The following is a 12,729-nucleotide window of genomic DNA, read 5'->3' on the forward strand; positions in this document are numbered from 1 at the left end:
CCCATGCCCCAGACAATCACCAGTGCTGCCCTTCCGAAAACCAAGAACAAACTGGATAGCCAAGGCCGCAAAGTTATTTTTGCCTCCGCCCTGGGCACCATGTTCGAGTGGTACGACTTTTACCTCTACGGCTCCATGGCCGCCATTCTGGCGCAACACTTCTTTTCCGCCGTGAACCCGACGGCCGGCTTCATCTTCGCCTTACTGGCCTTTGCCGCCGGTTTTGCAGTGCGCCCTTTTGGCGCCCTGCTCTTTGGTCGAATCGGCGACCGTGTGGGCCGTAAGTACACCTTTCTGATCACCATCTTGCTCATGGGTCTGTCCACCTTTCTGGTGGGTGTGCTGCCCAGCTATGAGGCCATCGGAATTGCCGCCCCCATCATGCTGATCGTTCTGCGCCTGTTGCAGGGACTGGCCATGGGCGGCGAATATGGCGGTGCCGCCACCTATGTGGCTGAATACGCACCCCAGCACCGACGCGGCTTTTACACTAGCTGGATTCAGACCACCGCGTCAGTCGGTTTGCTGCTGTCCCTGCTGGTCATCATGGGCATACGCAGCCTGGTCGGCGAAGACGCCTTTGTCGTGTGGGGCTGGCGCATTCCATTTCTGATTTCCGTTCTGTTGCTGGCCATCTCCGTGTGGATACGGATGAATCTAAAAGAGTCCCCGGCCTTTCAGCACATCAAGGAAGAAGGCACGCTCTCGACCTCGCCTATTACCGAGTCTTTTGGCCGTTGGGCGAATCTGCGTATTGCCTTGCTGGCCTTGTTTGGGCTGACCGCAGGCCAAGGCGTGGTGTGGTACACGGGGCAGTTTTACGCCTTGTTTTTCATCACCCACATGCTGGGTTTGCACCCCACCCTGGCGCAAACCTTGATGGTGATTTCTCTGTTACTGGCCACTCCGCTGTTTATCTTTTTTGGCTGGCTCTCAGATCAAATCGGGCGCAAACCCATCATCCTGACGGGCTGCTTGCTCGCTGCCCTGACCTATTACCCGGCCTTCCAGGGCCTGGCCTATTTTGCCAATCCCGCTTTGGTCCAGGCGCAACGCAACGCCCCCGTGACTGTCATCACCGACCCGGCCAGTTGTTCTTTCCAATTCAATCCGGTGGGCAGCCATACCTTCACCAGCTCTTGCGATATCGTGAAGTCCTATATGGCCAGCCACGCTGTCAGCTACAACAACGTCACAGGCTCACCCGGCCAGGTGGCCCAGGTGCGTATTGGCGACCATGTTATTGACGGCTTTGAAGGCGGGGATCTGAGCCGAGCCGATTTTGCTCGCCACTCGCAAGAACTAAAAAATGAACTGACCCAGACCATGCGCCAGTATGGCTACCCGAACGGTGCTGATCCGGCCCAGACCAATAAAGTCATGCTGGTGCTCCTGCTGACGTACCTGGTGGGTTTGGTCACGGCGGTCTATGGCCCTATCGCGGCCATGCTGGTGGAAATGTTCCCGATTCGCATCCGCTACACGTCCATGAGCCTGCCCTATCACATCGGCAACGGCTGGTTCGGGGGATTTTTACCCACCCTGTCCTTTGCCATCATTGCCGTCACCGGCAATATATATGATGGTTTGTGGTATCCGATCTTGATCTGTCTGGTCACCGTTGCAATTGGCGCTCCCTTTGTGCGGGAAACCCGCCACAACGACATCAATCGTTAGCAACGCCTTGCATCCGAACGCTTTTCGCCTGCCATTGCGCGCCCCCTCTCTGGCAAATGCAAGGGTCCGTAAATGGCCGGGCGACACAAGAAGATCTGCGCGTACAATCGAACATTGCCTCGGGCATGGTGCCCGCTTCCTTTATCTGTTTAATTATCTTCGTATCCATGTGGTTTAAGAATCTACGCATCTATCGTCTCTCCCCCGACTGGGTATGTTCCGCCCAAGAGCTGGAAGAAGCTCTGTCCAAACACAGCTTCACCCCTGGCTCCAGCCAGGAACCGTTGAGCCTGGGCTGGGTCAGCCCCCGCGAGAACAATGCCCTGGTACATGAAGTCAACGGCCAGTACCTGATCGCTTTGCGTGCCGAAAAGAAGCTGCTGCCCACCACCGTGATCAATCAAGTCGCTCGTGAAAAGGCTCGTGATATCGAAGAGCAACAAGGCTACAAACCCGGCCGAAAGCAAATGAAGGAAATCAAGGAGCAAGTCATTGTGGACTTGATGCCTCGCGCCTTCGCCGTCTCACGCGACACCCGTGTGTGGATCGACACCCGCAACCACTGGCTGGCTATCGATGCCGCTGCCACCGCCAAGAGCGACGAAGTGCTGGGCCTGCTGGCCAAAAGCATAGAGCCCTTCCCCGTGCAGCCCCTGTACACCGAGCAATCGCCCGCTGCAGCCATGACCTCCTGGTTGGTGGATGAAGAACAACTGGCCAACTTCACCGTGGACCAGGACACCGAGTTGCGCTCTACTGGCGACAGCGGTGCTGCCGTGCGCTACGTCAAGCAAAGCGCGGATATAGCCGAAGTGCGCAAGCACGTGGAGGCTGGCAAGCAGTGCACCCGTTTGGCCATGACCTGGGCGGATCGCATCAGCTTTGTGCTGACCGACGCGCTGGACGTCAAACGCGTGGCCCCGCTGGATATCCTGACTGAAAAACAAGACGTGACGGCCGTCAACGATGACGAAATTTTTGATGCCGACATGACCTTGATGACCTCCGAGCTGGCCAAGATGATCAGCGATCTGGTCGAAGTGCTGGGCGGCGAACGCAAGTAAAGCCCGTCCACATAGCCTAGCTGAACCGCCCTTCAGGCCAGTTCCTGTTGGGCGGCGCGATACACACCAGGCGTCATTCCCGTCCAATGGCGAAAGGCCCGGTGAAAAGTCGCTGGCGAACTGAATTTCAATGCATAAGCAATTTCAGCCAGCGACATATCTTTGCGCAGCAATTTGAAAATTGCCAAGTCTCGGCGCAATTCATCCTTGATCCCCTGAAACGACAGGCCTTCTTCTTGCAGCCTGCGGATCAAGGTGCGTGCGGACATATGCAGTTTTCCCGACACATCCTCTAGGGTATGACCCAAGTCGGCATGCAGAATTTCCCGTACCTTCAGGCGTAAGGCGTGTTCGCGATAGGAGGTAAAAATCCAGTCACGCGGGGCGCGTTCCAAAAAGGCCCGTGCCTCGACCTGCGTTCGTTGCGGGCGCACCTGCCCCAACTCCACCTGAAACAAAATATGCGAACAGGGCACATCAAAACAGACTGAAGCGGGAAACAATACAGAATAGTCCGCCGCAAAGGCCGGTCGAGCAAATGCAAACGCAACCTGTTGCACCGGCACTTCACGTCCCACCAGCCAGGAGACAATGCCGTGCGTGAATTTCAACATGAGCGCATGACCGAAGCGATGTACAACGGCCGTGGAATAACGCGGCACCAATTCGATGCCTAACTCCTTGTCAGTGCGGATCAGGTTCAAGCTGAAATCGTCCAGCAGCAGATTCCAAAACTGGGTAAAACGATACAAGGCCACATTGATGGAAGGCGCATCTCGCACGGTGCGCACAATGTACTTCAAGGCCCCTGAACGAATCGGACGTGTCCAAAAACCCATCATTTCATCACCTGTTTTCTTGGCGCTTTCCTGATACAAGCGCACTAACTGATCCCGCGTCAGCCGGGCACCGGGCCGATCAATAAAGCCCTTCACAATGCCCGCCTGCTTCAAGCACTGATCCAGAACCTCCTCCGAATAACTGGTGCGCAGGCTGTGAAACCAGTCTTGCACCAGATCCAGCGCCACCGTGGCGGTACGTGCGGCATCGACAGGCACGGGAAGCGCGCCGGGTGCACCATTCATTTTGTCATCCCCTCTAAGATTGTCACTTTTTGCATACTCGGCGTCAGTATTCGCTATTGGGTAAGGTGCTAAACCATCCTATGCTGACACACATAATACAAGGAGACATCACCATGTTAGGCACTGGAAATATGATGCACATGCCCTTGCTCATCAGTTCAATTCTCACCCACGCCCTAGAGAATAACCCTGAGCAGGAAATTGTTACCGCTTTGGATAATGGCGAGCTACATCGCTACCGCTATCTTGAATTTGCCCACCGAGTTCAGGATCTAGCCCTGGGACTGCACCGTGCAGGTCTGCAGCCCGGCGAGCGCGTGGCGACTTTGGCATGGAATACCTACCGCCACCTGGAAATTTACTACGCCACCTCGGGCATCGGTCTGATCTGTCACACCGTCAATCCCCGTCTGACGTACGAGCAAATTGCCTTCATCATCAATGATGCCCAAGACACGGTGATGTTCTACGACGAACATTTCGAAGAAATGGTCAACTATCTGCGCGGCCAATGCCCCACCGTCACGCAGTGGGTGCGCATGGGCAGCCAGGCCCACGGCCCGTTGGCTGACGAATACGAAAGCTGGCTGGGCAATGACACCACCGGCTTTACATGGCCCGTGTTTGACGAGAACACAGCCAGCGGCCTGTGCTACACCTCCGGGACCACGGGCGAGCCCAAAGGCGTGCTGTATACCCACCGCTCCACGCTCTTGCATGCCTACGCCTCGTCCCACCCCAATGCCCTGAGCATTGCCAGCAGCGATACCATCATGCCTTTGGTGCCCATGTTTCATGTCAACGCCTGGGGCCTGCCGTATTCAGGCTTGCTGTCCGGCGCCAAGCTGGTGCTTCCCGGTGCGAACCTGCAAGGCGAACGTATTTATTCCTTATGTGAACAGGCGGGTGTCACTCTGTCTGCGGGTGTACCCACCATCTGGAAAACCGTGCTGGACTACGCCAAAGCGACTGACAAACCGTTCAGCACCTTGAGCCGCATTCTGATTGGCGGCTCGGCTTGTCCCCCCAATATGATTGCCACCTGGGCCAGCTACGGCATTACCGTTCGCCACGCCTGGGGGATGACGGAAACCTCGCCGCTGGGCACGGTATGCCAATTGCTCCCCAAGCACAGCAATCTGCCCGAAGCGCAGAAACAACACGTGCTGGCCTCGCAAGGCCGAGCCCTGTTCGGCGTGCGCCTGAAAACCGTCGACGACCAAGGCAATACCTTGCCACGCGATGGCAAGAGCAGCGGCCACCTGCTGATCCAGGGCAACTGGATCATGGACCGCTATTACGGCAAACCTGATCTGGCCAGTGAAAACGGCTGGTTTCGCACCGGTGACGTAGGCGCCATCGACGCCGATGGCTACGTCTACATTACCGACCGCAGTAAAGATGTGATCAAGTCCGGTGGCGAATGGATTTCCTCGATCGAGATCGAGAACATCGCCATGGAGGAACCTTTGGTCGAGCTGGCAGCCTGCATCGCCCAAGCGGACGACAAGTGGGGGGAACGCCCTGTGCTGTTCGTGGTGCCACGCGAAGGGGCTGATCTGGACGAGACCCAGATGCTGCGACGCTATCAGGATCGTGTCACCCGCTGGTCGGTACCCGACAAAGTAATTTTCATCGACCAGATGCCCATGACGGCAACTGGCAAGATCCAAAAAATGGCGCTGCGAAAAATGCTGGCCGATCAAACCAATCCCAGCTGACTTGCACTGCCGCCCTCGCGATTACGTAACACAAGGAGTTTTTTATGGCCGCCCCTTTCCTGCTGACCACCGAGTTGGACAACATCGGAATTGTCACGCTGAACAAGGCGCACAAGCGCAACGCCCTGGATGAAGATGCCATTGCTGAAATTGATGCGTACTTCTCCAATATTCCCGAGCACATCCGGGTCATTCTGATGAAGGCAGAAGGCGACCATTTCTGCGCGGGCCTGGACCTGAAAGAACACCACGACAAAGAACGCGGCGCGGTGGATTTTTTGCGCGTTTGCCAAAGCTGGCACCGTGCGTTCGACAAGATCGAACATGGTGGCATCCCCGTCATCGCCTGCTTGCAGGGCGCCGTCGTGGGCGGTGGTCTGGAACTGGCCAGTGCGGCGCACATTCGTGTCGCAGACAGCAGCACCTTTTTTGCCCTGCCTGAAGGCACACGCGGCATCTTTACCGGTGGTGGCGCTACCGTGCGTACCGCCAAAATCATCTCCCCCAACCGCATGATCGAACTGATGCTGACAGGCCGCGTACTTGATGCCGTGGAGGGAGAACGATTGGGCTTGGCGCATTACGTATGCAATAACGAAGCCAACCCTAAAACTGCTTATGAGCTGAGCCTGGAACTGGCCCAGCGCATTGCAGGCAATGCCATCTTGTCGAACTACGCCATTGTCAGCTCGATCAGCCGCATTGCCGATATGTCTGCCACCGATGGCCTCTTTGCCGAGGGCTTGATGGCAGCCGTAGTACAAACCGGGCGAGATGTGCAGGACCGCTTGGGGGAGTTTGTTAATAAGAAAGCTCATAAAGTGAAGCCGACCAAATAACATCGGCCAGGCGAACATGGGCAGTAATCACAACAATACGGAGACAAAACCATGCTGTCGCATCAAGAGTTAAGCCGGAAACTAGCCGGACTACAGGAATATGAGCAACTCAAGTCGCAGCGGCGGCGTCTGGCATTTGCCTGCGCCGGCCTCTGCCTGGGGCTGACGGGCCTGCTCATCGTAACGGCCATTTTTTGGCCCGGCGTTCTAACCCATGAGCTGGGCAGTGGAGGAGCTGTCAACAGTGGCATGGTGTACGGAATAGGACTGATTTTTGTGTCCTGGTTATTAACCGGCGTGTATATCCATATCGCCAACACCCGCTTTGACCCGCTGTGCGAGCGAGTACTGGCAAAGGTACGCCCATGAATACACAAGCCATTCTGATCTTTGCGGCTTTTGTCCTGGTTACCCTGGGCATTACCTACTGGGCCTCGTCGCGCACACGTTCCAGCTCGGACTTTTACACGGCAGGAGGCGGCATTACCGGCACGCAAAATGGCCTGGCCATTGTGGGCGACTACATGTCCGCTGCAACCTTGCTGGGCATTTCGTCCCTGGCCTTTACCAACGGCTTTGACTCGCTGCTGTATGCGGTTTGCGCCTTCATGGGCTGGCCGATCATCATGTTTCTGATTGCCGAGCGCCTGCGCAACCTGGGCCGCTACACCTTGAGCGACATCGTCTCATACCGGCTGGATGAACGCAGCACGCGCATCTTTACTGCGATCAGCTCGCTGACGGTAGTGCTGTTTTACCTGATCGTGCAAATGGTCGGCGCAGGGCAACTGGTGCAACTGCTGTTTGGCATCGACTACACCTATGCCGTGGTGGCCGTGGGCTTGCTCATGATGGTGTACGTCGTGGTGGGCGGCATGGTGGCAACCACCTGGGTACAGATCATCAAGGCGATTTTGATGATGGGTAATGGCTTTTTGATGGCTGCCCTGGCCATGTGGTATTTCAACTTTGACTTTTCTGCCATGGTCAGCGCTGCTGCCGATCATCATCAGGCAGGCCAAGCCATGAAGGGCCCCTGGAAGCTGATGGCCGATCCGTTCTCGGGTCTGTCCCTGGCCGTTTCCCTGGTGTTTGGCATTGCAGGTCTGCCCCACATCATGATGCGTTTTTTCACCGTACCTGATGCACGCGCAGCCCGTAAATCGGTATTCGTGGCAACCGGGCTGATGGGCGTGTTCTTTGTGGTGATCTGCTTTCTGGGTCTGGCTGCCATGGCCATCTTGCCCAACCACCCCGAGTTCTATGTGGATGGCAAGGTTGGGGGCATGGTGTTGGGCGGCTCGAACATGCCTATCATGCATCTGGCAACGGCCTTGGGCGGCAATCTGCTGTTTGGTTTGCTGGCCGCCGTGTCCTTTGCCACGATTCTGGCCGTGGTCAGTGGCCTGACCTTGGCAGGAGCATCAGCGGTCGCTCACGATCTGTACGCCAAAGTCATCCGCCGTGACGACGTCACGCCATCGCAAGCCATGCGCGTCAACCGCCTGGCATCAATCGGTATTGGGTTCGTGGCCATTTTTCTGGGCCTGTTGTTCCGTGGCCAAAACGTGGCTTTCCTGGTTGCCCTGGCCTTCAGTATTGCCGCCTCGGCTAACTTCCCGGTCTTGCTGATGTCCATGTACTGGCGCGGTGTCACTACCCGAGGCGTTATCTATGGCGGTTTGAGCGGCCTGCTCGTGGCGCTGGGCCTGGTGATTCTGTCTCCAGCCGTGTGGGTACGCATTCTGGGCTTTTCCGAGGCAGTATTCCCGTATGACTTCCCCACCCTGATTTCCATGCCTTTGGCATTTTTCATGATCTACTTTGTATCAAAACTGGACAACAGCCGTCGCGCCAGCCAAGACCGTGATGGGTTTGACGCCCAGCAAGTCCGCGCTGAAACCGCAGTTGGTATTGCCGCTGTGTCTCACTAGGTACCTGGTACGCTGGCGGTAGCCCAGCCCAATCAGGTTACCGCCCCTTGTTTTAATTCATCCCAGCAGGAGCATCACCATGACAGAGTTAAACACCCCCGAAATTGCTCACTACATCGGAGGTGGCCAGCAGGCTGGCGCCGGTACCCGTACTCAACCGGTATACAACCCGGCCACCGGCCAGGTTAGCGCCAAAGTCAGACTGGGTAGCCAGCAAGATATTGACGCTGCGGTGGCCAGTGCCCAGGCCGCTTTCCCCGCCTGGGCCGACACCCCACCACTTCGCCGCGCCCGTGTCCTGTTCAATTTTTTGGCCTTGCTCAACGAGAACAAGGAAAAGCTGGCCGCCATGATTACGGCCGAGCATGGCAAAGTTCTGTCCGATGCAATGGGCGAAGTCACTCGCGGCATTGAAATTGTGGAGTTTGCTTGCGGCATTCCTCAACTGCTCAAAGGCGATTTCACCGAACAGGTCAGCACCAATATCGACAACTGGACCATGCGCCAGCCCCTGGGGGTGGTCGCGGGTATCACCCCTTTCAACTTTCCGGTCATGGTGCCCATGTGGATGTTCCCTGTAGCGATTGCTGCGGGCAACACCTTTGTGCTCAAACCCAGCCCTATCGACCCCAGCCCCAGCCTGTTTATTGCCGAGCTGCTGAAGCAGGCTGGCCTGCCCGATGGTGTGTTCAACGTGGTGCAAGGCGATAAAGACGCGGTTGAGGCCTTGGTCAATCATCAGGACGTGCAAGCCGTGTCCTTTGTGGGCTCCACCCCGATTGCCAACCGTATTTATGAAATGGGCGCCATTGGCGGCAAGCGCGTCCAGGCACTGGGTGGCGCCAAGAACCACCTGGTCGTCATGCCTGACGCCGACATCGACCTGACCGTGGACGCCCTGATCGGTGCCGCCTACGGTTCGGCAGGCGAGCGTTGCATGGCCATCTCAGTCGCTGTACTGGTGGGTGACTCTGCCGAGCGCATCCTGCCCAAGCTGGAAGAACGCACTCGCAGCCTGAAGATTCTGAACGGCACCAATGCAGCGGCAGAAATGGGCCCCATCGTGACGCAGCAAGCACGCGAGCGTATCAGCAGCTGCATCGACAAAGGTGTACAAGAAGGCGCCAAACTGCTGGTAGACGGTCGTAACTTTGACGGTGCCAAAGCCGGTGAAGGTTGCAAGGACGGCTTCTGGATGGGCGGCACATTATTCGATCACGTCACTCCCGACATGAGCGTCTATCAGGATGAAATCTTTGGCCCTGTGCTGTGCTGCGTACGCGTACCGGACCTGGCCAGTGCCATTGAGCTGATCAACAAGCACCAGTTCGGCAACGGTGTCGCTTGCTTTACCAGTGACGGGAACGTGGCCCGTGAATTTGGCCGCCGTATCCACGTGGGTATGGTCGGTATCAACGTCCCTATTCCTGTCCCTATGGCCTGGCACGGTTTTGGTGGCTGGAAAAAGAGCCTGTTTGGCGACATGCACGCCTACGGTGAAGAAGGCGTGCGCTTTTACACACGCCAGAAATCCATCATGCAACGCTGGCCTGAGAGCATCTCCAAGGGTGCAGAATTTGCCATGCCTACATCCAAATAAACATGGATTTTCTGGGCTGAATTTTCGCCTGCAAGCGACGATTCAGCGTGGCATGTCACCGCTATCAATCTGCTCACCCAGCCGATTTTAAAAGCGCTGTGATAAAAGACAAAAAACCGGGGCTCTGATTCAGAGCCCCGGTTTTTTTAATGCTGGCGCAGGATTAGCGCTAGCATCTACTCAACTTAGTACATGCCATGGAAAACCGCATCATCAGGACCGACGTGCGATGGCGGGTCCCAGGTCACATCACGCATGGAATGCTGCACCAGCGTCTCCACACCCAGCAGCACAGCAAAGATCGCCATACGTACGGGAATACCGTTGTCAGCCTGACGGAAGATAGCCAGGCGCGGGTCGTGGTTCAGGTCCACACTTAGATCATGGGCACCTTCACGGCTATCACGTGGCAATGGATGCATCACAATCACATCAGGGCCGCAGCAGCGGTCGATAATGGCTTTGTTAACCTGGAAGTCAGCCGTAAAGCTGCCATCCTGCCCTTCTTCAAAACGCTCTTTTTGCACTCGCGTGGCGTAAATCACATCCACGCCGGGCAGACCTTTTTCCAAGGAACTGGTCTGTTCAATGACATGCTTACCTTGCTTGGCAACCTGCTCCACAATGTGTTCAGGCATTTCCAGGCCGGGGGGCGAAATCAGGGTGAATTTCAGGCCACGGTACATGCCCAGCAGCTTGATCAGGGAGTGCACGGTACGGCCATATTTCAGATCCCCTACCAGAGCGATATGTGCGCCATCCAGCAACTTGCCCAGACGCGAAAACTCCGTGCTGATGGTGTACAGATCCAGCAAGGCCTGGCTGGGGTGTTCGCCCGCACCATCACCACCGTTCACCACAGGAATATTGGTGGCACGTGCAAATTCCGCGACCGAGCCTTGCTCAGGGTGACGGATCACCATGGCATCCACATAGCCGCTCATGACGCGGCTGGTGTCGTAAATGGACTCGCCTTTGGCCATGGAGGAAAAGGTAAAGCCGGTGGTGTCACATACCGAACCACCCAGGCGGCAAAAGGCCGAGCCGAAGCTGACGCGAGTACGGGTGGAGGCTTCAAAAAACAGGTTACCCAGCACAGCACCTTCCAGCACGCGCGATACTTTTTGACGGCGGGCGATAGGCTGCATGATGTCGGCCAGGCTGCACAGCTCTTCCACGGTTTCACGGGTGAACTGATCTACGGACAAGAGCTGATGTTTGCCGCCGGTGGCAATGCGATCACGCAAGGGACCGGACTGTGCGCTTTGCGCATATTTGCTCAGCAATGCTTCGTTTTCCACGATTTCCGTGACAAAACGCTGCACCACTTCAGGCATGGCCCGCGACTCCAAAGAGCCTTCAGGCAGCAGCCAGGTATCCAATGCACGGCGCTTGACCCCAATACGTGCCGCAAAAACGTCACGAGTCAGGTTCAGGCGACGCATTGCATCACGCAAAAAAACTTGTTGGGAGACGGCCATATCAGCTCTCGCTTCTAAAACATACGCAATGCGTATATTTTAAGACCGCAATTGATCAAAAAGCGAGAAAGAATTGAACCCACTGCAGAAAATACAACGACAATCTACGCAGCCGCTCAGAGCCGCTACTCGCTACGCGCACGGAGCAAAGCAAGACAACAATTAGGGATGCTGCCGATACGGCGTGGTAGAAGGTGCGGCCTGATCATCATTGGGCGCCATGAGGCCCTCGTAATCTTACTGACCGGAGGTAAGCCACTCGCTATGCTGGTAGGCAAAATCAGCCAGGCCCAAGGTGCCCCAGACACCGATCACAAAAAGCGCCAGGCTCAAGGCCAGAAAGAAGGCCGAACAGAAACCGGGAATCCAGGCCCAGCGACGCCCTGATTTGGAGCTGTGCCACGCCAGGGTCCAATGGCTCCAGCACAAGGCCAGAAACGCCGAGACCAGCCCCATCAGAAAGACGAACAGGGGCAGACGTAAAAAAGCGGGGACAAAAACGGATCCGATCGCTCCAGTGCCCATCAACATGATGAATAAGAGCGCGGCCCCATGAAGGCCGATCAGAACCCGAAAAGAAAGGATATAAAAAGTAAAACTGCTGGGCGGGGTCACCATACCGACTTTCCTGTTTTTAACAAGAGGGGTGGGTGTGGACACCCACCGCATTTTTCAACAAGCCAGGCATGGATGAACCCAAGACCAGGGTGGCATTAAGGTCGTAAGCAGGGCTTACTTCTTGCCGTTGGTTTGTGTCGCTTCTTGACCGGCAATGGCACGCGCAGCAGCCAAGGCGTTAGCTTCAGTACCCACCATGAAAATCAGGCGGCCATCTTTAACGGGCGAACCGTAAGCGGGAGCAGCCAACATCGTGTCACCCACGACCAACGCCAAGCGCTTTTTGGGGAACTGAGTGGTCACTTGCAGCAAACGTTGAGCCGCCTCTGGCGTTAAATCCAACGCCAACAAGCCTTCCTTGCTGTCGTTAGTACCGGCCTGTACGCCAACCAGATCCTGACGCACCACCACGGCACGCGGATTCACAAATAGAACACCATTGGGCTGGACATCGACGCGAGCCCAACCCGCTTGCTCCTGCGTGTCAGCCAGGAAAATCTGTACCGGTGCGGCTTGCTGCTGGACACCTGCCTGTGCTTGAGGCTGCTGAGCGCCAGTTGCTGGCGTGGAGGGAGTTGTTTGCGTTGCGGTGCTGGAAGCACCAGCGGTATCGCTCGGTTTTTCTTGAACGGTCTGACAAGCGGCCAGTGCGACCAAGCCAACAGGAGCCAAAATTCGAGCGAGCGCGCGTAAAGTCATCATAATGAAGT

The 12,729-nt window shown here is 56.4% G+C and carries 11 protein-coding genes; 7 read left to right on the plus strand and 4 right to left on the minus strand.

The window, feature by feature from the left end; genetic code table 11:
• Positions 1-3 precede the first annotated feature (3 nt).
• Positions 4-1,677, plus strand: coding sequence for an MFS transporter (locus OKX01_RS10840; protein ID WP_094196965.1), 1,674 nt, complete (start codon positions 4-6; stop codon positions 1,675-1,677).
• 167 nt (positions 1,678-1,844) lie between these two features.
• Positions 1,845-2,741: a recombination-associated protein RdgC gene (locus tag OKX01_RS10845; RefSeq protein WP_108728719.1), complete on the plus strand. Its 897-nt coding sequence runs from the start codon at positions 1,845-1,847 to the stop codon at positions 2,739-2,741.
• 32 nt (positions 2,742-2,773) lie between these two features.
• Here OKX01_RS10845 and OKX01_RS10850 read toward each other — a convergent pair whose 3' ends face one another.
• A complete protein-coding gene (locus tag OKX01_RS10850) occupies positions 2,774-3,826 on the minus strand; it encodes a helix-turn-helix domain-containing protein (protein ID WP_249459429.1) in 1,053 nt (350 codons plus the stop codon).
• A 113-nt stretch (positions 3,827-3,939) separates the two neighbouring features.
• On the opposite strand from OKX01_RS10850, the gene OKX01_RS10855 reads away from it, so the two are divergent.
• From OKX01_RS10855 to OKX01_RS10875, 5 genes are all read left to right on the plus strand, one after another.
• Positions 3,940-5,547 (plus strand): long-chain-fatty-acid--CoA ligase, encoded by a 1,608-nt coding sequence (locus OKX01_RS10855; RefSeq protein ID WP_108727596.1) that lies wholly within the window; start codon positions 3,940-3,942, stop codon positions 5,545-5,547.
• A 44-nt stretch (positions 5,548-5,591) separates the two neighbouring features.
• A complete protein-coding gene (locus OKX01_RS10860) occupies positions 5,592-6,386 on the plus strand; it encodes a crotonase/enoyl-CoA hydratase family protein (RefSeq protein ID WP_094196967.1) in 795 nt (264 codons plus the stop codon).
• A 51-nt stretch (positions 6,387-6,437) separates the two neighbouring features.
• Positions 6,438-6,755 carry a DUF485 domain-containing protein gene (locus OKX01_RS10865; protein ID WP_094196968.1) on the plus strand — a complete coding sequence of 106 codons (318 nt, stop codon included), beginning with the start codon at positions 6,438-6,440 and terminating at the stop codon, positions 6,753-6,755.
• The gene (gene actP, locus OKX01_RS10870) at positions 6,752-8,320 is read left to right on the plus strand and encodes a cation/acetate symporter ActP (RefSeq protein ID WP_094196969.1); all 1,569 of its coding nucleotides are present in this window, start codon (positions 6,752-6,754) and stop codon (positions 8,318-8,320) included. Before OKX01_RS10865 ends, actP begins: the two co-directional genes overlap by 4 nt.
• A gap of 79 nt (positions 8,321-8,399) precedes the next feature.
• Complete coding sequence (locus OKX01_RS10875; RefSeq protein WP_230017896.1) at positions 8,400-9,920, plus strand: CoA-acylating methylmalonate-semialdehyde dehydrogenase; 1,521 nt, start codon at positions 8,400-8,402, stop codon at positions 9,918-9,920.
• 185 nt (positions 9,921-10,105) lie between these two features.
• On the opposite strand, the gene OKX01_RS10880 is transcribed toward OKX01_RS10875, so the two are convergent.
• The 3 genes from OKX01_RS10880 to OKX01_RS10890 form a co-directional block, all read right to left on the minus strand.
• Positions 10,106-11,401: an aspartate carbamoyltransferase gene (locus OKX01_RS10880; RefSeq protein WP_094196971.1), complete on the minus strand. Its 1,296-nt coding sequence runs from the start codon at positions 11,399-11,401 to the stop codon at positions 10,106-10,108.
• A 237-nt stretch (positions 11,402-11,638) separates the two neighbouring features.
• Complete coding sequence (locus OKX01_RS10885) at positions 11,639-12,019, minus strand: hypothetical protein (protein ID WP_264671733.1); 381 nt, start codon at positions 12,017-12,019, stop codon at positions 11,639-11,641.
• A gap of 114 nt (positions 12,020-12,133) precedes the next feature.
• Positions 12,134-12,721, minus strand: a complete 588-nt coding sequence (locus OKX01_RS10890; RefSeq protein WP_264671734.1) for a hypothetical protein — start codon at positions 12,719-12,721, stop codon at positions 12,134-12,136.
• Between the last annotated feature and the right edge of the window lie 8 nt (positions 12,722-12,729).

This window comes from Alcaligenes sp. SMD-FA, assembly GCF_025960365.1.
In the GTDB taxonomy this organism is placed as follows: domain Bacteria; phylum Pseudomonadota; class Gammaproteobacteria; order Burkholderiales; family Burkholderiaceae_B; genus Alcaligenes; species Alcaligenes aquatilis.